Origin of the sequence: Parahaliea mediterranea, from assembly GCF_017255185.1 — a bacterium.
Lineage (GTDB): Bacteria > Pseudomonadota > Gammaproteobacteria > Pseudomonadales > Halieaceae > JAFKCZ01.
In genome coordinates this window covers 54,256-76,707 of sequence record NZ_JAFKCZ010000010.1, presented here as the reverse complement: position 1 = coordinate 76,707, position 22,452 = coordinate 54,256, and the positions used below count along the sequence as shown (strand labels likewise).

Sequence of the window (22,452 nt, the reverse complement as noted above, 5' to 3'; positions counted from 1 at the left end):
GGCGGGGTCACGATCCGCGCCGCTGCGAGGCGACCCAATCCGCGACCACCTCCTCGAGAATGGCGATGGCCAGCGAGCCGTTGCCGACCACCACGTCGTGGAAGGCGCGCAGGTCGAAGTCCTCGCCCAGTGCCTGCTCGGCCTGCCGGCGCAGGGCCTGTATGCGCAATTCGCCCACCTTGTAGGCCAGGGCCTGCGCGGGCCAGGTGATGTAGCGGTCGACCTCCGCGGTGACCTCATCCGCGGTCAGCGCGGTATTGGACAGCAGGTAGTCGATGGCGCGCTGGCGGCTCCAGCCGTAGGCGTGCAGGCCGGTGTCCACCACCAGCCGGTTGGCTCGCCACATCTCGTAGGTGAGTCGGCCGAAATCGCTGTAGGGGTCGCGGTAGAAACCGGCCTCCTTGCCCAGGCTTTCCGCGTACAGCCCCCAGCCTTCGCCGAAGGCCGCGTGGTAGAGGGTGCGCCGGAAGGGGGGCAGATCCAGTTCCAGCGCCAGCGCCGACTGGTGGTGGTGGCCCGGCACCGCCTCGTGCAGGGTGAGGGCTTCCAGGTTGTACAGCGGTTTGCTGTGAAAGTTGTCCGCGTCAATGAAGTACACGCCCGGATTGCGGCCATCCGCCGTGCCGCCGACATAGAAGGCGCCGCGTCCGTTGACCTTGCGCACGGTGTAGGGCAGGCGTGGCAGCCGGCCGAAGTAGGTCGGCATCTGGCCGTCCATGCGCTTGGCGATCAACGATACCTTTTCCAGCAAATCCTCGGGGCTCTCGGCGTAGAACCGCGGGTCTTCGCGCAAATGGGCGAGGAAATCCTGGAAGGAACCGTCAAAGCCGGTGCGCCGGATGGTTGCCTCCATCTCCGCGCGAATGCGGCGGGTTTCATCCAGGCCCAACTGGTGAATCGCCTCGGGCGAGAGGTCGGTGGTGGTGAAGTAGCGAATCAGGTAGCGGTAGTAGGTATCGCCACCCTCCACGCTGGTGATGGCCGGCGCGGTGCGGCAGGCCGGCAGGTACTGTTCGGCGAAAAAGGCGTGGAACGCCCGGTAGGCGGGTATGACTTGTTCCGCGATCGCCTGGCGCGCCTCCCGGGCCAGGCGTTGCCGTTGGCTGGCATCGATTGCCGCGGGGAAACGGGTAAAGGGTTCGTAAAACGCGCTGGCGGCGGGGTCGTCGACGATGTAGCGGGCGATCGTTTCCCCGTAGTTCGCCATCGCCCCGCAATACTGGGTGAAGCCCCTGCGAACGCCCTCGCGCAGATTGTCCATCTGCTCGGCGTTGTAGCGCGGGTAGTCGTTGAAACTGGCGATCAGCCTGTCGTAGTCCGCCACCGAGGCGAAAGCCATATTGGCCAGCGCGTCGGCGAAGTACATGTGGTAGCCGAACAGCGAAGTAATGGGAAACAGATGATCCCACTGGGCGTAGCTCTCGCGTTCGGTTTCCCGCTCGTAGCGAAACAGCTGGTAGCTGATGCGCTGCTGTCCCCGCAGCGCGTCGCCATCGATGGTGTCCAGGCGCGCGAGCATATCGAGGTTAAAGGCCGCCCGCCGGTCCCGGGCCTCGCCGTCCATCCCGGGCAGCTTGCCATCGGGGCGGAAGGCGTCGGGGTCGGTGCGGAAAAACACTTTTTCCTGCTGCGCCCGCGCCCAGTGGTCGGCGAGCAGCCGGTTGAAATCGGCGCTAGTGTCGGCCAGGGCGCCTGTCGACGCCAGTGTCAGTAGGGCGGATGTCATCCATGCCTTCATAAGCTGTCTATCTCCTTAATGGGAATTGGGGGGCGGGTAGCCGTGGGGCCGTATTGAAGCGGGGCGCCTGGGCGCCCGGGCGAGACAGTGGGTCGCGCATCCACGGGCGCCGGATCCGGAGCACGTGGGCCGGATGGTTCGGGCCCTGTTTCAGTAAATCAGCAGCGTCACCCGTTCTCCGGTCATGTCTTCCAGGAGGGCGATCAGTTCCGCCTCCTCTTCCGCGTTCAAGACGCTGTCCTCCAGCACGCGAACAATGAGCTGGTGCAGCTCGCGGGCCGGCCAAATGTCCAGCCGGTCGGCGCGGTCGTCGAGCCAATCCAGGATAAACTCCGCCTCGGCCAGGTTGATGGTGCCGTCCGCCAGTATGCCCTTGCACAAACCGACCAATTCCGCGACGTCGGCGGAGTTGCGACGCGCCTGCTCCAGCTGTCCCGCGAGGTGTGTTTCACCGCTATTGAAGGGTTTCATATCGCATCCTCCAGTGCTGGACAGGGGCGTGGCATGCGCCGGGACGGCCGCGCTCGCAGGCGGCGCTATTACTGAATATAGCCCAATCCAGCCCACGGTTCCGCGCCGGCACGTCGTCGCCGTGCTGGCTGCTAGGGACGCTGCATGCTGTCGATAAAGGCGTTGGAGGCCGCGATCGACTTGCGCATTTCGGCAATCAACAGGTCGATATCCCGCGCGATGCCGGCAAATTCCGTTTTCAGGGAGGCCACTGCCTGGGCGTTCAAATTGTGTTTGAGAAACAACACGTTATCCCTGAGCGCCACCAGCACCGGGTCCATGCGCGCCTCGGCCTTGCGCATGGCCGCGTACATGTCGCCGTAGCGCTGCCGGGTCTCGCGCAACTGGCGCTGGCTCTGCGCTTTGAAGTTGGCGTTGCTGTACTCGGCGATCTCGGCTTCCCACTCCTCGAACAGCGCCTCGGCCACGGTGTCCACGGCGTCGATACGATCGCGGACTTCCTGAGCGGCGTCGGCGGAGTCCTCGTATTCATCGTTGAGATCTTCGTACACATCCTGCAGGTCGCCGCCGTCGAAGCCGACTACCGCCTGGAAATGGGCCAGCGCCGATTCGAACTGCTCCTCGGCGTCGGCCTGGGCATCGCGCGAGGCCTCCACACGGTCCACCAGGATATCCCGCTTGTGGATGCCCACCTGCTCGGCCGCGGAATAGTAGGCGGACTCGCACCCGGCGAGTAGAACGGCGAATGCGAGAGCGGTGAATATGCTGCGCATGGTGTCTCCCCCTTTTGGTAGTCATGCTGAAGCGCCGGGACAGTGTATCCGCAGTTTCACTTTTAATGCGAGTCCTTCGGTGTGTGACCGCCGTGCCGCGAACCCGCGGTCCCGGCCTACCTGTGACGTGCCCGGTATCGGGTCGGGGAGGCCCCCGCCAGGCGCTTGAAGGCGCGATTGAACGCACTGGAATCGGAATAGCCCAGGCGTTGCGCCAACTCCGTGATGCTCACGTTGGTGGCGCTCAGGCTCTCCTTGGCCACCTGGACCATCACTGTCTCGCGCAGCCGGGTCAGGCTGCTGCCGTGCTCCGCCAGGCGCCGGTGCAGGCTACGACGGCTGATGCCGAGCTGGCGGGCAATGCTCTCGGAGCAGCAGGATTCGGTGCCGATGTACGAGGAAATGAGGAAGGTAACGTTGCTCAGGAAGCCCGTGCTTTGCTGAAAACCCTGCAGGCTCTTCGCCACCTGCTGCTCGAGGATACTCAGCAACTGCGGGTCGGCGTTGCTGACCGGCGCGTTGAGAATGTCCTCGGGCACCAGTACGCCATTGCAGAAGTGGTCAAACCGGATCCGGGCCCGAAAGGCCTCGCTCAGTGGCGTTATGTCGGCCAGGCCGGCGTGCTGGAAATACACCTCCTCGGGGTACCACTCCTGCTGGGTCAATTCCTGAACCAGGCGGACCACCTGGCAGAGCGACATTTCCACCTCGTGCCGGCAGGCCTGTGGCGAGTAGCCTTCAACCTGGTAGGTCAGCATGTAATGTTCACCGACCTGGGATATCGACGAGCGGGCGCCGGGCGAGACAATGTCCATGTACTTCTCGACCATCTGGAAGCACTGCCTGACCGATGAGGCATTGCGCATTATGTAGCCCAGCACGCCGAAGTCGGCGACCTCCCGCACCAACGCAATTTCCAGCCCCAGGTAAGGCCGTTGGAACTTGTCCGAGGCCAGGTTGAGCAGTTCCAGATAGCGGGCTACCGCGATGCCGCTGTTGTCGTCCTCCAGGCTGCCGATCCTGATGTTCAGTTGCCGATACAGATCGCCGGGGTCAATGCCCAATAGCACCATGGCCTCGTGAATGCGGCGGAAATACAGCATCAACTTGGTCTGGGTACTGAACATTCCTCGCCTTGCCACCCCGTTACGCGTCGCGCGAATTGGTGCGTTTGGCACCCTCGATAGCCGTGCATTATGGCACAAAATGTCCGATTACGGGCACAAGCTGCCAATTCCTCTGCCCGCTGAATCCTTATATTGCCTCCACTCCAAGCCGGCGAAAAATGAAAACGCGGCAAGCGAAGTCACCTCATACCTATAACATTCAGGCATATGCATGGATAACCGTCACCGCAATATCGGTTTACTGGGCGCCGTAACCATTCTTGTCGGGTTTGTCACCAGCGCCTCGGTGTTTGTGCTGCCCGCCAGCCTGTCCGCCCTGGCAGGCCCCTCCATGATACTGGCCTTCGCCATCGCCGCCCTGCCAGCCTTGTTGAGCTGCCTGGTCGCGGCGCAGATCTCCAGCTTCTTTCCGGTTAGCGGCGCCAGCTACCTGGCTATCACGCGCCTGACCTCGCCGCTGCTGGGCTTTCTCAGTATGTGGTTGCTGATGGCCGGGGCCGCCATCGGCATGGCGCTGTTGAGTATCGGAGCCGCCAATTACGCCGCCACGCTCGTCGATGTCGACAGGCAAGCCATCGCCCTGGGGCTCGTCGCCAGTATCGGTCTGTTGAATATGTTCAGCACCAAACTGGCCGTTTCGGCCCAGGAGCTGCTGGTGCTGATTTTCTTGCTGGCGGTCGGGGTCTTCCTGTGGGGCGGCGCGGAAATGCTGGAGCGCGGCAACTTCGAACCCTTTATGCCCAAGGGGTTGTCCGGTGTTATGGCGGCGGCGGTGCTGGCCTATTTCGCCTACACCGGCTTTTTGGTCATCATCGATGTCGGTGGCGAGGTAAAGAAGCCACAGAGGAACATTCCCCTGGCCTTGCTGATCAGCTTCCTGACCGTGTTGGGCCTGTACTTCGCTATCAACGCGGTGCTGATTGGGGGCATACCCTGGCAACAATTGGCGACACTGGATGCGCCGGTGCAGTTTCTGGCCGAACAGACCCTGCCCGCGCCACTGGTGAAGTTCATCATTCTGGCGACGGTATTCGCCGCCGCCTCTACGGTCAACGGCATCCTGCTGGGGTATTCGCGCGACCTGAAAGTCATGGCCGACGAGGGCCGGCTGCCCGCATTTTTTGGTCGCACCCACTGGCGCCGGGCCGTGCCGGGATCCCCGGTGTCCAGTGCGGGGCAGCGGCTTGATGAGTCGCCGCGCGCGGCCATCGCCAGCCTGTGCCTGTTGGCTGGCGCGCTGATTGTGATCAGCGGCGAAATCCTGCAATACGCCGTATTCGTGGCGTTTGCCGCACTACTGGTGCAAATCGGGCTGGGCCTGTCACTGCTGCGGGCCAACTCGGTGGCGCCCGAGCTGTATCGCCAGGCCGCATTTAAACTGCCGCGAACCGCCAACACCTGTGCCGCGGCGGGGCTGATTGCCGTGTCCGGTTTCTTTCTGGTCGCCGGTGCGCTGGATAACCCCGGGGCCGCGCTGGCCGCGGGTCTGTATCTGGTCGCCGGCACGCTGTACTACGTCGGCCGCAACGGGCTCAAGGGTTCCCTTGCGTCCCGCGCGGTGCTGCGGGGTCACTAGAGCGATTGTCCGCGGTGGCGCCACGTTTTCCGCCTTGTAAAGAGTCTTTGAGAGGGAGCACTTATGTTTGATATACGACCCAAATTAACCTCGCGTATAGAGCTGGGCGGATCGGACGTTGTGGAGCAGATGTTCGCGGCGGCCCGGGACCCGGAGTTGATCTCCTTCGGCGCGGGGGTGCCCGCGCCGGACCTGTTGCCTGTCGAGGCCATGTCCAGGGCCACGGTGCGGGCTTTCCAAACCTTCGGCGCGACCATGCTGAATTACGATGGCTCCTATGGCCTGCAACCCTTGCGGCACTATATCGCCACGCAGCGCCTGGCCGGCCTGAACATACAGGCCAGCGCCGATGACATCTGTATCCTGAGCGGCTCGCAGCAGGGGCTCGACCTGATCGCCCGCCTGTTTCTCAATGACGGCGACAGCATTATCGTGGAGGCGCCCACCTATCCCGGCGCCATCAACACCTTTGCGCCTTTCCACCCACGCTACATAACCGTGGGCATGGACGCCGAGGGGATGAAGATGGATGAGCTGGAAGCCGCCCTGCGCGCCAACCCGGACACCAAGTTCATCTACACCGTTCCCGATTACCAGAACCCGTCCGGCATCACCATGAGCCTGGAGCGTCGCCGGAAGCTGGTCGCCCTGGCGCGGCAGTATGGCGTGCTGATCGTTGAAGACAGTCCCTACTGCGAGCTGGGCTTCGACAACGAGAAAATGCCGGCCATTCGAAGCCTGGACGACAATGGGCTGGTGATTCACCTGGGAAGCTTTTCCAAAATCCTGTCCCCCGGTGTGCGCATCGGCTGGGTCTGCGCGCAGGCGGATATCATAAAGCTATTCCGTCGCGCCAAGGAAGCGGCTGACTTTCAGTCCTGCACCACCACCCAGTACATGCTGTTGCAGTATCTGCAGGACAACGATCTCGATCAGCTGATCAAGAACAATAACCGGGTGTATCGGGAGCGCCGTGACGCCTGCGTCGACGCGCTCGCCGACAGCATGCCGGGCAATGTGCGTTTCACCCGTCCGGATGGCGGCTTTTTCTGCTGGCTGACCGTTGACGGCGTCAATACCTCGGAATTGCTGATGCGCGCCATCCAGACCGCCCGAATTGCCTACGTGCCGGGTGAGTCCGCGTTCGCCAATGGCGGCGACCACAACACCATTCGCCTGAGCTTTTCGCAAAAGGAACCGCATGAAATCAAGGACGGCATCCATCGGTTGGCCGAATTGCTGAAGTAATACCGCCTGCCGACACCAAAACAACACCCGAAATTCCGAGGAGTCATAAGTAGATGATGAGAAAACCTTTAATCACAGCCATTGCCGCCCAGGTCAGTGTCATGGCCCTGGCTGTCAGCGCCCCCGCGCTGGGCCAGAACCGCGGTTCAGGGGTCTCCGCCCTGATTGAAGAAGTCGTTATTACCGCTCGAAAGCGCGAAGAGAACATGCAGGATGTGCCGGTTGCCGTCAGTGCGGTATCGTCGGACCAGATGGCGGCGCTGAAAATTCGCACCCTGACCGATGTCTATCGCGGTATGCCGAATGTCGAGTTGAAGGAAAACGGCACCGTAAAGGGCACCGCCAATTACGTTATCCGCGGTATCGGGGCGCTGTCATCGGTGCCCGGCGTAGATCCGGCCGTGGGTGTCTTTTACGATGGGGTTTACCTGGGCCAGAACAACGGGCTGGTCAGCCAGGCTTTTGACCTCGAGAGCGTGCAGGTGCTTCGCGGCCCGCAGGGTCACCTGTTCGGGAAAAACACCACGGCAGGCGCGGTTCTGCTGACCACCCGCAAGCCGACCCCCGATTTCGAGGCGTCCGTCCGCACCTCGCTGGAGGGCAACCCGAACGGAAGCGGTGGCCTCAATCGCCACACCATGGGCATGGTCAATTTGCCTGTCTCCGACACACTGGCCAGCCGCTTTGTCGCCTATTACAACGACGATGAAGGCTATTTTGAGAACGCCTACAACGGCGAGAACATTGGCGAGAGTCGCACAAAGATGGTGCGGGGCTCGCTTATGTGGACGCCAACTGACAGCTTTGACGCCACGGTCACCTACGAGTACCAGGATTCAGACGGCGACGGCTCGGTGGGCCACACCTTCGATCCCGGCGACAGCCCAGTGGGGGGCGTCACCACTGGAGCGCCGCCATCGTTCATTCCCCTGGTCTGCGGCTTTACTCCGAGCTATGACGACAAGAAAATCTGCCAGAATGAACACGGTTTCGACCAGCGCATCGTCAACAACCTGAATATCACCGCCAAATGGGATGTGGGTTTCGGTGATGGAACCGTCACCAATATTTTCGGCTGGCGCGACATGGATCAGGACACGCTGATCGATTACGACTCACAGGCCGTGACGGACGAGCTGGCGGGGCAGCTGGTCGCCCCCGGGGTTCCCGGGGAACTGGTGAGTGTCAACGCCTACTCCTACAACCAGTATGAACAGCTCAGCAATGAAATTCGCTACGTTGGCAGCTTCGGCGATGTCAACCTGACCGCTGGACTCTACTACTTCACCAACGAAACCCGCTACACGGAGCGCCGCGACATACTCGGCGTGCCCGCCTCCGGCGGCGGCATTCACGAGGTGGAATCGATCTCCGGCTACAGTGAAGTCGAGTGGTACCTCGACGACAAATGGGCGCTGACCCTGGGCCTTAACATCAGCCACGACAGCAAGGAGGCGGATGTGGCCATTATTCAGGTCGCCAATGGCACTTGCGATGTGCGCCGCAACGAATGCGCCATCGACTATAGCGACAGCTATTCAAACACCAATTACTCGCCCAAGCTGGGCTTGAGCTATCAGTACCTCGAAAACACCTTGTTATACGCGCAAGTGGCCCAGTCCTATCGTTCAGGCCTGTATTCGCTGCGCAACACCTACAGCCCCGCCGAGCTAGGAAAACTGACCCCGGGGCCCACCGATGTTGAGCGCACAGATGGTTTTGAGCTTGGCTTTAAAAGCGGCCTGGGCGGCAGAGGCAAGCTAAACGGCGCTTTCTTCTACAACTACACCAAAAACCTGGCCCGCATCGTGGAAACCACCGTGCCGCCATTGGGGAACTACCCCCTGGCCCGCTCCGTGGGCAACACCCAATCCTGGGGCGTGGAACTGGATCTGAGCTGGTCGCTGACCAACAGCCTTGTGCTGCTGGCCTCCCTCGGCTATCTGGATACCGAGTACGACGAGGTGAACATCAATCTGGAAAATGCCCAGGGGCAGGACCCGGAGGCGGATATCGTGGATGATTTCGACCGCGGACTGACACCGGTGATGTCGCCGGAGTGGACCGGAAAGATCGGATTGAACCACTCGCTGGACCTGGGAGACTGGGGCACCATGGACAGTCGTCTGTCCTGGGCATACCGCAGCGAAGTGTTCGAGTACGAAAACAACTCGTTTGAAGTACCCTCCCAGGAGCAGGTCGACGCGGGCATTGATTTCAATTCCCATGACGGGCAGTGGAGCGTGGGTATCTACGGCAAGAACCTGCTTGATGAAACCTATCATGGCGGTATCAACGCCTTCCTTGCGCCCTTCAATGGCACCTATTCGCCGGCGGCCACGGGGCGTGTGCTTGGCGCGGAAGTTACGTACTACTTCTAGCGCTCCGACTAGCGGTGCGGCGGCGGGGCGCTTGTGGGCCGGCTTGATGAGCGGTGCATGCCAACCCCGCGGCTCGCGGCCTTGGCATCGAGCCGCCGCGTGGAAATGCGCCAGCGCCGATTCGAACTGCGAATCGGCGCTGGCCCGGGTGTCGCGCGAGGACTTTCCACGGTTGCGGCGCCGTCGATATGCGGCACGGGGGACTAGTCACTGTTCGGCTGCAATAGCTGCTGTATCGTGTCGACGAGCGCCCGCTCCTGGCTCAGGTAGACGCCGTTCGCCATGGCAATGGATGCCGCGATATAGGGCATTAGGGCACGCAGGAGCGGCAGCTGCCTGATCGTTGCCAACCGGTGTTCAAGGTCCGACTCTTGGTTCTCTTGTAAAACCAGGGCCGTCTTGAATTCCTCCTCGGCCAGATGGGTGTCGATATCGGAATTGGGTATGCCGGCCAGGTCGCTGCAGATGATCAGGTAAACGTCGGTTTCGGTTCTTGAAACAACTTCGTCGACGGCGGCCACCGCGGCGGCGATGCCCGCAACCGCCTTGACCAGCTCGTCGGGTTCGAGGCACCTGATCTCCTCGGCAAGGCCTTTCCTGTTCATTGCTATCAGGCGCGCCACGGCTTTTTCCGGCACTTTGGTGCGATTGATACTGAACCAGGTTGGCACCAGCCAGCCGACCACCGCGCCCACGGCGGTACCCTTGAAAACCAGCCACCAGAAGGAGGTTTTGCCGCGAAAGATTTCATCTCGCGTGGCATAGCCCTCGAACGGTCCGATGCCCTCCATCCAGCAATAGGTGAAAATGGAGGCGATCGCCAGGAGCGTGGCCGCCAGGGCCACGTCCACCAGGCGCCTCTTCACGGACAGGCGCTCGGTTACCTGCCCGCTCTCGTGAACATCCAGAATGATGGATATCGCCAGCGCCAGGGCGATGGACTGAAGGGCATAGGGATAGGACCAGCTGATGTCGGTCAGCACCTGCGACAGATTGAGCTCGCTGCTCTCCCCCTTGAGCATGCCCGGTATGTACCGGTAAGCCACCGACACGAACAGCCAGCTGGCGCCCGTGGCAAGGACAATCCACAGGTAGGCGAAAAGCGGCCTCTGCCTGGTCAGGCCGTTGTAGCCGCCGTGCACGCCGGCCTTGATTTGCAGGGCGACGATCAGTGACGCGCCATAGGTAAATACCATCAGGAAAGTCATGAAGGTGACGTTGCCGTATTTTCGGTACTGTGCGTCCTTGGATAGCTCCTGCAGCACCGAGATCATGAAAAATGTCAGGAGAATACACAGCACGGCTTCCGCGAGTTGGCGCGGTGACAGTTTATCGTCCCGCTGGCCGCCGCTCTCGAAGCCCAGCTGGGATATGCGGAAGCTACGCCCACTCTCGGTCAACTCCGAAATGCAGACGGCTCGCGCGACAAATACCGTGCTGCTGCGGAACAGTTCGGTTATGGACCTGTCGAGAAATCGCTCCATCTTTGCCAGGGCTTGAGGTTCGACTTGCTCGGTGCGTAATTCAACGAACTCACGATTGATTTCATCGCGCGCCGCCAACAATTGCGCCAGTTCTTCCCGGTAATCAAGCATGAAGCGCCTGAGCCTGCCTGTATCGCTTTCTTCCCAGGGTTCTATTCCGGCGAGTAGGACATTGATGCGCGCCCAGCGATGATCGAGCGATGCGCCGTTCAGGACATCGAGGGATTCAAAGTCAAGCTCGATGGAGTCGCAGAATCTGCGCAGCTCCTTTTTCTGCTGTGGCGAGAAGTTGAAAGGCGCCCTGCGCATGATGGCGGCCATTCTGTACACATGGTTGGGAATGTGGCCCTTGTCCCAAAAGAACTGCAACAACGCTTTTTCATACTTGGATAGCCAGGGAATGGACGGCAACAGGGTGGAGAGAAACAGCGCGGAGATCAGTGGAGCGCTGAGGCCGGTCAACTGCTCCGGTAGCGCGGCGCCGTCGTTGGTGGGCAGCTTGCCGGTGAAGAAAATGGAGATCGTTTCGGGTGAGCTGTCAAAGAGCGCGCCGAAAACAACATAGAGAATGAGTACGCTCAGCAGGTAGAGGAAAAAGTAGAGACTGAAGTGTTGGAAGGTGGTGGTCTCACGGTTGCTGCTTGGCGTGTTGTATCTTCCGTAGGCATTAAAACCCACGAACACCGCTCCGAGTATCCATTCAAACGAGATTGCGCCCATAGGTTCTACCCGTCAGGCAAGGACCCTTACCGCTATTTTAGCTTATATGCCTGCAATCGCGGTCCCTGCGCTTGTTTCTTCGTGCAATCGCGTGCCGCGCGCGTACCATTGCGATGACTACATTGCCGGTCGCGCGGTGGTCCGCGATTGCAGTGACTGGCCAGTGATCATTGCCAGCAGGCATACCAGCGAGCCCAGTAGAAAGGCGTGGTATCCCAGGGTGTCCCACAGCGCCGAGCCCAGCAGGGACATCAACACCGCGGCGAAATAGAAAAATGTCATGCCTGTGCCAATGTCGCCCACATAGTTGCTGTACTGGCCGGTGGTTCGCAGGAAACTGTCGGTTACCACGGACATGCCGAAAAGCAGGGAGTCGAGCAGGAATAATCCACAGAGTGTGATCAGTACGCTCTCCCGTGCCCAGCCCGATCGCGTGAGTAGGTACCAGAAACCGAGGAAGTTCAGCATCACCAGGGCGTAGAGGCCGACCACGACCGTCTTGTGCCGCAGGTATACCAGGGCGTGGCCAATACAGCGGTAGCCGATGAAGTTGCAGACGTTGCCGGCAAAGACAAGAACCGCGGTAGCGTGAATAGGCAGTTGGAAGTCCCGGATCATCACGAACAGGGCAAAGGCCTGAAAAATCGCGCTACGGCAGCCGGCGAGAAAGTTGAGGACATAATACGGAGCCAGCAGGCGCACGACTCGCAGCTGGCCGTAGGTGCCGGACTTTCCCCTCAGGCGGGGCATGCCCGCGAACAGGCCCGCCGCCAGCACCAGTGCCGCCGCCAGTACCAGCAGCAGCACGCGCAGTTTCGCGGGATCGAGGTCCGGTTGGCGCGAAAACAGGATCAGCGCGGTCGTCTGTTCCCTGAGCGAAGCGCCGATGTCGATGGTATCGACTATCTCCAAAATCAGCCCGGGTGAAAAGACGGCGACGATGGTTATTGCGGCGCATAGGCCCGATAGGGGGCCTAGGCTTTTCATCCTGCCGAGGGATACGGCGACGGTTTGCTCCTGCCCGCTGATCAGGCAGATCGCGTTGGCTGTGGCATAGAATACGGTAAAGCCCACCGCCACCATCAGCGTCGCCGTTGCCAGTACCGCAAAGCCGCCACTGAGCCCGGCGATGATAAACCCGGTGGAGAGCAGGGCGCAGCTCAGCGCAACCAGGCGGTAGAGTTGCAGGCGGGTCGCGGCCAGGCCAATCAGGAAGCAGAATACCCCGGGCAGGTAGTAGAGCGAGAACAGCAAGCCCACCTCTCCACCGTCGAGGCCGAAGTTTTCCACCGCGTTGGTGTGCAGCGTCGCCCTCCAGATAGCCTGTGAAAGAAACAGCAGGAAGTAGATGCTGCTCAGGCCTACCAGCGTACCCGTCGGAGCGTGGTAGGGCCCCACAGCTTCCCGGTCCTGGTTTTCCAACGCATTTCCCTTGTGCATGGCTACCGTTCTGGCGCGGCGTCATCTGCAAGACAGTGTAGCCAATACCTGGTGGATTGCGCCGGATGGCCGGGGGCCAGTCGGGATTGGAGTGTTCCCGGTCAATGGGCTAGAGCCGGATATACGTGGCGCGACGGTTTGGCGAGAGCCCCAAGTGAAGGAATGTCAGGAAGAATAGCGCTATTGCCGAAGTGGCCTGGTGACGGTGCGTCGTTGCGAGTTCACTGGCGGTAGCCGCGGGGATTAAAACCTGTGGTCACTGTCGAGATATTGGGCCCGGGGAGTCAATGCCGCGCCTTAGACAAGCGGCGGTACTAGGCATCGCTGTCCACCTGCCGCAGAAAATCCTGGCAGATGTCGATAAACGACTGCGCAGCCGGTGTGCGCGATCGTCCGTTCAGCTCGAGAACATGCAGGTCGATGAAAAAAGCCGGGTGGGTGACGTCCAGTTTGCTCAACTTGCCGGACCGCAGCTCTGCATCAAAGCTCATCCGGGGGGCGATCAGCCAGCAGTCACCTCGCAACAGGACTTCTGCCAGTGTGGCGTTGTCGCTACATACAATTTGCGGTGTTATTGTCCTGCTGGGAGCCGCTTCCTGCAGGGCGCTGAGCAAGGGATTGGAAAGATTGACCACGGTTGGCAATATCAACGGGTACTCCAGCATGTGGTGGAAGGTCAGGTTCTTGTAGTGTCGCAGGGGGTGCCCGGGGCGGGTGATGGCGACCAGCGGGATGGGCTTCATCGGTTCACCGCGAATGCCTTCAAACTCCCGGTAACTGCCCAGGCCCGCCAGGACGAAATCTATCTGCCGCTGCTTCAGTCGATAGATGAGTTCGCTGGGCGTACCCTCGCTGATGGTCATTGCAATCTGCGGGAAGCTTGCGTGAAACGCTGGAAGGGTATTGCGTGTCAGTAACTCCTTCACAGCCCTCCCGAAAGCAATATTCAACTCCCCTTTTTGCAGGTTGCGATAGAGGTTCGCTTCTCGCTTTATATCCTCGATATCCAGCAGCACATTCTGGCATCGCTCGGCGATCGACAGGCAGAACGCCGTCGGGGTCATGCCGCGCTTACTCCGATTGAATAGCTGAACCCCCAGGGTTTCCTCTAGGCTGTTGAGACTTCGGGTCAGCGCGGACTGCGTCAGGTGCAGGGACTCGGCGGCGCTGTGGACGGTGCCGTGCTGCATGATGGCTTTCAGGTGGCTGAGTTGCTTGAGGGTAACCATCTCGACGGCCTATGTATGATTAAAATGCATCGCAATCCAACAATTAATCATTATTAATCATTGATTGGCGAGTATAGCATGGCGCCCCAAATTGGAATCAGCACAATAACGAAATATCAATCGTGGAGAGTTCATGAAAGCCCGTAAACTGACCCCGGTAGCGGCGGCCATCTCGATGGCGGCAGGCAGCATCAGCCCCGCATTTGCCAACACCTTCGCCCTGGAAGAGGTTGTCGTGACAGCGACCAAGCGCGCGGAGAACATTCAGGATGTCCCCATATCCGTGTCCGCCTTCAGCGGTAATTTCCTGGAAAACTCCGGCATGGAGGACCTGCGAGACCTCGGTGCCATCGCTCCCAACCTCACCATCACCCAATCCAGTCAATCGGTTAACCAGCGTATCTCTATTCGCGGCGTCGGTACCGTGGGTAACAACGCCATGGACCCCAGTGTGGCTGTCTATGTAGACGGGGCGTACATTGCGCGTCCCGGCGCGGTGCTGGGAAACCTGAAAGATATTGAAGTGGCCGAGGTCTTGCGCGGCCCGCAGGGCACTCTGTTTGGGCGCAATGCCTCCATGGGCGCATTGAATATCCGCACCAGGACGCCGGAGATGGACGTCGACTCGCTGAAGGTTGATGCCGGGATGGGCGATTACGGCGCGTTTGACACCACCTTGGTCGGCAATAAAGCCCTGACTGGAAACCTGGTCGCGCGGGTGGTTGCCAGCTACGCCGAACACGATGGTTACGGTGAGAACCGCTACGATGGTAGCGACACGGTAGGTTCCCGCCAGTCCGAAAGCCTCAAGGCTGCGTTTCTGTTTGAGCCCAGCCATACGGTGTCAGCGCTGCTGCGCCTGGATTACCAGGAGCTGGCGGGCACGGGTAGTGTTATCGAAGTACTGCCCGAATCCGCCAACGGCAGCAACCTGCTGACCCTGGATGGTCTCGGCAACCTGCTGCACGGCCAGAGCGCGGCGCCCGACGTCTCCGGTCTCGACCACGAGATCTACCAGGTTCACGAAGACAAGCTGAGCGACCGCCAATGGGGCGCGACGCTGGACATCACCTGGGACGACGCCTTTGCCGGTCACAGCGTTCGCGCCGTTACCAGCTATCGCGACTGGCAAAACGATACCTCGGAGTTTTCGGTGTTTCGCCTCCCGCTGGACGATTTGCGTCGAATCACGGCTTTTTACAGCGACGCCTTTTCCCAGGAGGTCCAGCTGATTTCACCACAAGGTGAAAAGTTCGATTACGTCGCGGGCCTCTATTATTTCCGCGAGGATTACGACATTGATCAGGGCACGGACCTGGGCGCGGATTTCTGCCCACTCGTGAGTCTCGGACTGGGGCCCGCCCTGGGCAGCGTCTGCGCCGCCGGCGCGCAGACGAACGCGACTTTCGGCGAATTTTCGCAGCAGGCGCAGTCCATGGCCGGCTTCTTTCAGGGTACCTACCACATTAGCGATACGTTTTCCCTGACCGCTGGCGTCCGTTATTCCGAGGATGATAAAGACGGCAGTTTCGAGGTGACGTCCAACAACCTGGTCGCTTCCGCCGCGTTGGCGTGGCTGGAAAGCCATCCCGATCTGCGCTTTGTGGATGAGCAGGTCACCTGGCTGGCCAACGCCAAGTACTATCTGGCGGACGACATTATGCTCTATGCCACCTATTCCACCGGCTACAAATCGGGCGGGTTCAACTCGGTCGCCGTGCCGCGCGACCCGGCGACGGGAGCCGGGCTCACGGCAGAGCAGCGACTGTTCGACTCGGAAGAGGTGGAAAGCTATGAGCTGGGTGTGAAAAGCACCCTGCTGGAAGGCAGGATGACCGCCAATGCAACGCTCTACCGCACGGATGTGGAAAACTTCCAGGACCGGTCGCTTTCCGACCTGACCTTCATTACCACCAACGCCGGCGAGCTGCGGCAGCAGGGGCTGGAGCTGGATGTGCGGTACACGCCGGTCGAGGCCCTGATGGTATCCCTGGGCTACGCCTACCTGGATTCCGAATTCCTCGCCTACCGCAGCGCCAGCCCGCTTCCCGGCCAACCCGGTACCCAGGACCTGGCCGGCAGCCCCAACCGTTACTCGCCCGAGCACCAGGTCAACCTGGCCAGCCAGTGGACCCAGGCGCTGGGCAATACCGGCATGGACTGGTTTGTACGCGGCGAGGTGGTCTGGCAGGACGACAGCGATGTGGGGGCGACCACCAACAGCAATCCCCAGACCCTGCAGGACGCCTATGCCGTCGCCAACCTTCGCATTGGCCTTATGTCGCAGGATGCGCGCTGGTCCGTAAATGCGTTCGTCGAAAACGTGGATGACGAAGCTTACTGTGTCGGCATGTACGAGCAGCCCAATGGTGGCATGTTCGGTACTGTCGATGCGGTAAACGGAACGACCTTGATCCGTTGTGTGCAGGGTGACCCCCGCACGATCGGTATTCGCGGCACCTACTATTTTGACTGACCCCAAAGCACCAGGCCTTTCGCGGGTCGTGTGCTGGACTGCCCCCGCAGTGGGGCAGTCCTTCTGGAGACCCATGGGGAGACGAGTTGTGAAACATTGTTTCAAGCGTGGATTACTGCTGGGAGTCACCCTGGTTGCCCACCTAACGGCTTTCGCCGCGGCGGATAGCCGCGAGGCCGCCGCCTGGACCATTCGCCAGTCCATGGCGAATTTCAGCGCCAAAAACGACGCCGCACCCATTCACTACCGCCAGTTGCATACGCTCTATCCGGTCAGGACGTTGCAGCCCGGTGCAACGGTTGATATTCCGCTGGCTCAGGCGCAGCTTTCCCTGCGAGGCCGGGACTATGATTACCTGGGTGTTACCTCAACCATCGAAGGCTACCTGCAGCGTAAGCGGATAACGGGCCTGATGATGCTAGAGGATGGCAGCATTCGTCATCAAAGCCACTTTTTTGGCTATACCGCCGATGACCCGCGTATTCTGTTTTCCACAACCAAATCGATCGTCAGCCTGCTGGTGGGCATCGCCATTGACGATGGTTTGATCAAAAGCGTGGACGATCCGGTCACCGTTTACCTGCCCGAGCTCAAGGACAGCGGCTACGCCGGCGCCACCATCAAGCACGTCCTGCAAATGACGACCGCGGTTCATTACCCTGGCGAGGATAGCGGCGCGGCGGGCATGGGGCGTGACATTCGAGGCGTTTCCGCCAGGAGCCTGGCGTTTGGCGCGGGCGGCTTGCGGGAACACCCCCAACACGCCCGCGCCAAGCCCGGTGTCCGCCACGGCGACAGCTGGGAGTACCTGAACACCAACACCCAGACGCTCACCGTGCTTCTGGAGCGTGTCTCCGGTCGGACCGTATCGGCCTACGCCGAGGAAAAACTGTGGCGCAAGCTCGGCGCCGAACAGCCCGCCTACTGGCTGATTGACCGCTACCAGGATTCCGGGGCGATTGAGCACGGCTGGATGGGGTTGATTATGACCCTTCACGACATGGCGCGTATTGGCCTGATGGTGGAGAACGGGGGCTACTGGAACGGCCAGCAAATTGTCTCGAGTAGCTGGGTGAAGGCTTCAACCACGGCGGACAATGCGGCCGTGCGCTCGCTGGCGGGACACAGGAGTACCCATTACGGCTATCAGTGGTGGATGCCCGAGGGGGATGAGGGCGAGTTTATGTCGGTTGGTCATGCGGGGCAGATCATCTACGTCAACCCGGCCCACGATACGGTGATCGTGCAAACGGCAGCGGACCCCGCCTGGGGGCCCGGCACGAAAGAAGAGGCGGTAGCCGTTTTCCGGGCCATGCTGGCGCCCTGATATTGATTGCCCCTATAGGTAGGCGTATCCCAATGAAAAGCTTTCTGGCCTGTTTGGCCCTGCTGTCGGCAAGTGGCGCGAGCCTGGCCAAGACCGAGGACGTTGCGCCAGAGGCCGGTCGCGCGGTGGTCAAGGCAGCCGCCGCCGGGCACAGCCAGCCGATCGGTTGGCGCGAACACTGGATCGATGACCAGGCGTCCTCGGGCATCGCCCTTCGCGGCGGGGACGGGCTGGTCATGGCGGATCTCGATGGGGACGGTCACCCGGATATTGTCAGTGTGCACGAGGACAGTCATCACGTCCGCATCGCCTTTGGCGGCGCGTCACCGGATCTCTGGCGCTCGATAACCCTGGCGGAAGGCGAATCTGTCGCGGCGGTGGAAGACGCGGATATTGGCGACCTGGACGGTGACGGCGACCTGGACCTGGTCATCGCGATGGAAAGCGGCGCGCTGATGGCGTTCCTGAACCCCGGTGACAAGGTGCGCACACCCGGCAACTGGCGGGCTTACCGGCCACAAAATACCCTGGGCCGGGGCTCGTTCATCCGGGTGGCGCTGGCCGACGTTGATGGCGACGGGCGACTGGAGGTGATCGCCGCCAACAAAGGCGAGGCCCAGGCCGGCGCCGGCAAGAAAAGTAAGCCGGGCGTCATGGATTTACTGTACTTGTGGTTCGCCGAGCGTCGCCCGGTATCGATCTTCACCCCGATCCTGGACCGGAAGGACGATACGCCCTGGCCCGAGCAAGCGCTGGCGAACCTGCGTTTCCCGATCAACGCCGAACCCGTGGACCTGGACGGCGATGGCGATGTGGATATCGTCGCCGGCGGTCGCGGCCATCAGGGGTTGATGTGGCTGGAAAACCGCGACGGGGCGTTTCATCCGCGCTGGTTGAACCTGGACGGCTGGGCGTCGGTGTTGCGCCAAGGAATGCCGTTTGTCACCGGGCAAACGCTGGCTTTCGCGGACATGAATGGCGACGGCCGCCTGGACATCCTCACGCAATTGAACCTGGACCGCCTGGGCTGGCTGGAACAGCCCGCCGCCAGGGACCAGGCCTGGACGATCCATGCCATCGGCGCGCTGACCCCCGATCATATCGCGGCGATTCAGCCAGTGGACGTCGATGGTGACGGCAACCTGGACGTGTTTGTCGGCGGCTATAGCAAGGGCGCGCGGGATACTGACGACGTGGACGAAACCGACCAGCGACCCCTGGGACGACTGGCCTGGTTCCGTAACACCGGCAATGCCGAAGGCTGGGAGCGGAGAGATATCTCCCGCCGGGTGCGGGGCATGTACGACGAACTGATTCCCGTCGACCTGGATCGCGACGGAGACCTGGATATCGTGGGCACGCGCGGCAACAGCGGCGAGTTCGACGGAGTATTCTGGCTCGAGCAACGCCGCGGTGATGGCGAGGGCGCGGTGTTCGCCAGCAGCCGCAAAATCGACAGCCCGCAGGCCCCGCTGTCGGCGACTCGATGGCCGGATGCGTCGCGGTCAGTTCCCCAGGTCGAGCGCCTGCTAAACGAGCCCATTATCTCCCCGGCGCTCGATGCGAGCATCGGCGCCAACATTCAGGGGCCGTCTCTGATCCGGGTGCCAGACTGGGTGCAAAACCCGCTGGGTAAATACTACCTGTATTTCGCAGATCACAAAGGCCATTACATTCGCCTGGCTTATGCAGATGCGCTGACGGGGCCGTGGCGCATATACAGGCCCGGCACTTTGCAATTGCGCGACACCGACCTGCCGCAACAACCGGTGAGCTTCACCCCAAGCCAACTGGCGGAGCTACAGGCGCAAATGAAAGCCCTCGGCATTACTCGCGACAGCTTGCCGCACGACCCGCTCATCGAATTGACGACCCCGCATATTGCCTCCCCGGATGTGCATGTGGATGCCACAAACCAACGTATCGTAATGTATTTCCATGGTCTGAAATCCGCGGGTTACCAGGTGTCGCGTGTGGCCACGTCGCAGGACGGCCTCCGCTTCACCGCTGGGCGCGAAGACCTGGGTAAAACCTACATGCGCGCCTTTGAACACAAGGACTACACATACGCCCTGGCCATGCCGGGCCAGTTCTATCGCTCAAGGGACGGACTCACCGCATTCGAAAAAGGCCCGCTATTGTTCGGCCCTACAATGCGGCACGCCGCCTTGCTGAAACGCGGCGACGAGTTGCTCGTCTTCTGGACACGCGTGGGAGAGGCCCCGGAACGTATTCTGCTGAGCAGGATAGATCTCTCCGTTCCCTGGATGGATTGGACGGAGAGCGAAGCGGTGGAAGTCCTGCGCCCGGAAAAGCCCTGGGAGGGCGCGGACGCTCCGCTTGTGCCCTCGCAACGCAGCGTGGCCTATGGCCAGGTCAACCAGTTGCGCGACCCGGCTATCTTTGAGGAGGACGGCAAGGTCTATCTGCTCTATGCCGTGGCGGGTGAGAGCGGCATCGCTATTGCGCAGTTATTCTGGCCCTGGTAAGCAGCAAAACACTTCGAGTTGAGGGGGGCCTCAAGGCGCGGCTGTCGACAACTAGGCTGGAACGTTTCTCAAAGCCGCGATGGTTGGTGCTGGTTGCCGGTAGCTTGCCTTCATGAACTCAAAGGTTGTTAGATGAGATAAATTACTGAAAAAACCAGATTATGGTGTTGTTGAAAAACACGAGTGAGCAGACAGCATAGTTATTATGCTTCTATACCTGCGCCCGTCCAGGTTTCATACCTTCAGTGATCCGCCGGCCAATAGATTCTTACTAGCTGTATGAGCGCCCTGCCTTCGAGGTCGAATTGGTCATAATTTGCGATTACCAGATCGGCTAGTAGATCGATATCCATTAAAGTTACTGGGATATTGGAGCGGTCAGCCTCGTACTTTGCTTCCTTAGAGAAGCCGCCGGTGCTTAGAAAAATACCCCTGTCACCGGCTCGCAGTGCGCCGATAAAGCTTCTAATAGGCTGGGACCCAATAGTGCCGTTCCGGTGCTTTACCTCTGCTTTAATACGAGGTTCTTCCAAGCCGAGGCCGTCGGGTGATGCGAATACGTCAACTCCCCGATCCGGGCCAGTAGGCGAGACTCTGGTTCGGAAACCCATGGCGCGCAACAATGCTGCTAGTAGCTCTTCCATTTCGTCTGGATCAAGGGCGACCAACTTGTCCTTGATAAGCTCCTTACTTCTGCTCTCCGCAGCCTCGAGAGGGTCCTCAGGCGTTGTTGATTCGTTTTCTTCGAGAGCTTCAGGCGTGGATTCTCCCCGGCTCACTCGTTCTAAGTCATTAATGACGTCATCGCTCAGTGAAAAAAGCGTCATTATTGCGCCCAATGAGTTTTTTGATGCCGATGTAAGCTTGTCCCTGGCTGCTTTTCCGTGCCACTTTACCTCTCTAGAATGGGCTAGGGCGTCCTCCTGGTCGGCATGATGTTCGTATTCGCCGGTAATTCGTCCAATTAGGTACTCGCGTGACTGAGAATTATATGTAACTACCAGGTCGCCTATTGAGACCTGATTGACAAACTTGTCGATCATTCCTACTGCGAGATTGCGTTTTCCTGGCTTTGTACCCGGATAGGCTATTTCGTAAGCATGGAGAATCATCTCCTTTGTTTTGAGATTGCCCAAATCACCCATTGCGCCCCATCCGACAGTAACGAAACCGCTTTCGAAATGTTCTAGACATTTTCCGGAGCGTCCGGCTCTAATCATCCAAGCTTGTGTCATTCGTTTATCCTAAATGCGATATGGCCCGCGAAAAAAATGATCGCTAGGGATTGTACCTGTGAATTCCTGGAAAACGAGATTAATACATGGTCGTGATCTGCCAAATCAATTTCTATTCCAATGTGCAAGATTAGTGACAGTACCCCATTGATCAAGCCTGCCTGAACGCGGGAATCTGTAGCTGGAAATTCTTGGCCTCAGCGACTCAGCCAAAAGGGGGCTCGAAGATCAACTTGAGCGTCGTGATTGTCGGACTGTTTTTTGAGGTATTGGGTAAGGGAGATCGCTGATGGGTTTGGGCTTGCGGGGAGGTCGAACTCATCTATACGAACCCCTTTATTGGGGCAAGACCGTGCAATCCATGTGATTGTGTTCTGGCCCCCTAATTTTTTCGTGAAGTTGTACCCAAAGTTTGTCCCTTTTGGTAACTATTTGAAAAATATATATATTCTATCGATGGGTTGGGGGCGGCAGCCCGGAATGACAGCGGCTTAGGGGCGTCGTTTCAACGAAAACCGGAAATTTACATATTTACTGGGCAAATTGCCCGGGTTCTCTCGCTTTATACGTTTAGGGGCTTTCTGCCAGCGAATAGCAGGTCTTGCTGCGCCTCACAAATCGATTGGAAGGAGGGAATATTATGCGTCCTGTTATTTTAAGCGGCGCCCGCGGCGCCAGTAAACGATCCGTCCGCGTGACGGCGTCCGGGCTCCGGCCCTGGGCTGTTGGGCTGTTCAC

General features: G+C 60.1%; 14 protein-coding genes. 6 read left to right on the top strand and 8 right to left on the bottom strand.

Annotated elements, in window-relative coordinates; translation table 11 throughout:
• Positions 1 to 7 precede the first annotated feature (7 nt).
• The 4 genes from JYP50_RS14535 to JYP50_RS14520 form a co-directional block, all read right to left on the bottom strand.
• Complete coding sequence (locus JYP50_RS14535) at positions 8 to 1,726, bottom strand: DUF885 domain-containing protein (RefSeq protein WP_206561270.1); 1,719 nt, start codon at positions 1,724 to 1,726, stop codon at positions 8 to 10.
• A 162-nt stretch (positions 1,727 to 1,888) separates the two neighbouring features.
• On the bottom strand, positions 1,889 to 2,209 hold the full coding sequence (locus tag JYP50_RS14530; RefSeq protein WP_206561269.1) for a hypothetical protein: 321 nt from the start codon (positions 2,207 to 2,209) through the stop codon (positions 1,889 to 1,891).
• A gap of 131 nt (positions 2,210 to 2,340) precedes the next feature.
• Entirely contained in the window at positions 2,341 to 2,982 is a 642-nt protein-coding gene (locus tag JYP50_RS14525) for a DUF2959 domain-containing protein (protein WP_206561268.1), read from the bottom strand.
• 116 nt (positions 2,983 to 3,098) lie between these two features.
• Positions 3,099 to 4,109: an AraC family transcriptional regulator gene (locus tag JYP50_RS14520; protein ID WP_206561267.1), complete on the bottom strand. Its 1,011-nt coding sequence runs from the start codon at positions 4,107 to 4,109 to the stop codon at positions 3,099 to 3,101.
• 211 nt (positions 4,110 to 4,320) lie between these two features.
• On the opposite strand from JYP50_RS14520, the gene JYP50_RS14515 reads away from it, so the two are divergent.
• The 3 genes from JYP50_RS14515 (at position 4,321) to JYP50_RS14505 (ending at position 9,314) form a co-directional block, all read left to right on the top strand.
• Entirely contained in the window at positions 4,321 to 5,685 is a 1,365-nt protein-coding gene (locus tag JYP50_RS14515) for an APC family permease (protein WP_206561266.1), read from the top strand.
• A gap of 63 nt (positions 5,686 to 5,748) precedes the next feature.
• Positions 5,749 to 6,933, top strand: a complete 1,185-nt coding sequence (locus tag JYP50_RS14510; protein WP_206561265.1) for a PLP-dependent aminotransferase family protein — start codon at positions 5,749 to 5,751, stop codon at positions 6,931 to 6,933.
• 53 nt (positions 6,934 to 6,986) lie between these two features.
• On the top strand, positions 6,987 to 9,314 hold the full coding sequence (locus tag JYP50_RS14505) for a TonB-dependent receptor (protein ID WP_206561264.1): 2,328 nt from the start codon (positions 6,987 to 6,989) through the stop codon (positions 9,312 to 9,314).
• 203 nt (positions 9,315 to 9,517) lie between these two features.
• On the opposite strand, the gene JYP50_RS14500 is transcribed toward JYP50_RS14505, so the two are convergent.
• The 3 genes from JYP50_RS14500 to JYP50_RS14490 all read right to left on the bottom strand — a co-directional run bounded on the left by JYP50_RS14500 (position 9,518) and on the right by JYP50_RS14490 (position 14,187).
• Positions 9,518 to 11,518 (bottom strand): hypothetical protein, encoded by a 2,001-nt coding sequence (locus JYP50_RS14500; RefSeq protein WP_206561263.1) that lies wholly within the window; start codon positions 11,516 to 11,518, stop codon positions 9,518 to 9,520.
• 117 nt (positions 11,519 to 11,635) lie between these two features.
• Positions 11,636 to 12,958: a hypothetical protein gene (locus tag JYP50_RS14495; RefSeq protein ID WP_206561262.1), complete on the bottom strand. Its 1,323-nt coding sequence runs from the start codon at positions 12,956 to 12,958 to the stop codon at positions 11,636 to 11,638.
• 314 nt (positions 12,959 to 13,272) lie between these two features.
• Complete coding sequence (locus tag JYP50_RS14490; protein WP_206561261.1) at positions 13,273 to 14,187, bottom strand: LysR family transcriptional regulator; 915 nt, start codon at positions 14,185 to 14,187, stop codon at positions 13,273 to 13,275.
• 133 nt (positions 14,188 to 14,320) lie between these two features.
• On the opposite strand from JYP50_RS14490, the gene JYP50_RS14485 reads away from it, so the two are divergent.
• The 3 genes from JYP50_RS14485 to JYP50_RS14475 all read left to right on the top strand — a co-directional run bounded on the left by JYP50_RS14485 (position 14,321) and on the right by JYP50_RS14475 (position 20,479).
• Positions 14,321 to 16,663, top strand: coding sequence for a TonB-dependent receptor (locus JYP50_RS14485; RefSeq protein WP_206561260.1), 2,343 nt, complete (start codon positions 14,321 to 14,323; stop codon positions 16,661 to 16,663).
• 88 nt (positions 16,664 to 16,751) lie between these two features.
• Positions 16,752 to 17,990, top strand: coding sequence for a serine hydrolase (locus JYP50_RS14480; RefSeq protein WP_206561259.1), 1,239 nt, complete (start codon positions 16,752 to 16,754; stop codon positions 17,988 to 17,990).
• Positions 17,991 to 18,022: 32 nt separating this feature from the next.
• Positions 18,023 to 20,479: an FG-GAP repeat domain-containing protein gene (locus JYP50_RS14475; protein ID WP_206561258.1), complete on the top strand. Its 2,457-nt coding sequence runs from the start codon at positions 18,023 to 18,025 to the stop codon at positions 20,477 to 20,479.
• A 242-nt stretch (positions 20,480 to 20,721) separates the two neighbouring features.
• Here JYP50_RS14475 and JYP50_RS14470 read toward each other — a convergent pair whose 3' ends face one another.
• The gene (locus JYP50_RS14470) at positions 20,722 to 21,714 is read right to left on the bottom strand and encodes a restriction endonuclease (protein WP_206561257.1); all 993 of its coding nucleotides are present in this window, start codon (positions 21,712 to 21,714) and stop codon (positions 20,722 to 20,724) included.
• Positions 21,715 to 22,452 lie beyond the last annotated feature (738 nt).

Coding starts and splice junctions, on each gene's coding strand:
- JYP50_RS14495 (WP_206561262.1), bottom strand. CDS start 12,958: ATGCACAAGGGAAATGCGTTGGAAAACCAGGACCGGGAAGCTGTGGGG.
- JYP50_RS14525 (WP_206561268.1), bottom strand. CDS start 2,982: ATGCGCAGCATATTCACCGCTCTCGCATTCGCCGTTCTACTCGCCGGG.
- JYP50_RS14500 (WP_206561263.1), bottom strand. CDS start 11,518: ATGGGCGCAATCTCGTTTGAATGGATACTCGGAGCGGTGTTCGTGGGT.
- JYP50_RS14475 (WP_206561258.1), top strand. CDS start 18,023: ATGAAAAGCTTTCTGGCCTGTTTGGCCCTGCTGTCGGCAAGTGGCGCG.
- JYP50_RS14515 (WP_206561266.1), top strand. CDS start 4,321: ATGGATAACCGTCACCGCAATATCGGTTTACTGGGCGCCGTAACCATT.
- JYP50_RS14470 (WP_206561257.1), bottom strand. CDS start 21,714: ATGACACAAGCTTGGATGATTAGAGCCGGACGCTCCGGAAAATGTCTA.
- JYP50_RS14490 (WP_206561261.1), bottom strand. CDS start 14,187: ATGGTTACCCTCAAGCAACTCAGCCACCTGAAAGCCATCATGCAGCAC.
- JYP50_RS14520 (WP_206561267.1), bottom strand. CDS start 4,109: ATGTTCAGTACCCAGACCAAGTTGATGCTGTATTTCCGCCGCATTCAC.
- JYP50_RS14505 (WP_206561264.1), top strand. CDS start 6,987: ATGATGAGAAAACCTTTAATCACAGCCATTGCCGCCCAGGTCAGTGTC.
- JYP50_RS14510 (WP_206561265.1), top strand. CDS start 5,749: ATGTTTGATATACGACCCAAATTAACCTCGCGTATAGAGCTGGGCGGA.
- JYP50_RS14535 (WP_206561270.1), bottom strand. CDS start 1,726: ATGACATCCGCCCTACTGACACTGGCGTCGACAGGCGCCCTGGCCGAC.
- JYP50_RS14530 (WP_206561269.1), bottom strand. CDS start 2,209: ATGAAACCCTTCAATAGCGGTGAAACACACCTCGCGGGACAGCTGGAG.
- JYP50_RS14485 (WP_206561260.1), top strand. CDS start 14,321: ATGAAAGCCCGTAAACTGACCCCGGTAGCGGCGGCCATCTCGATGGCG.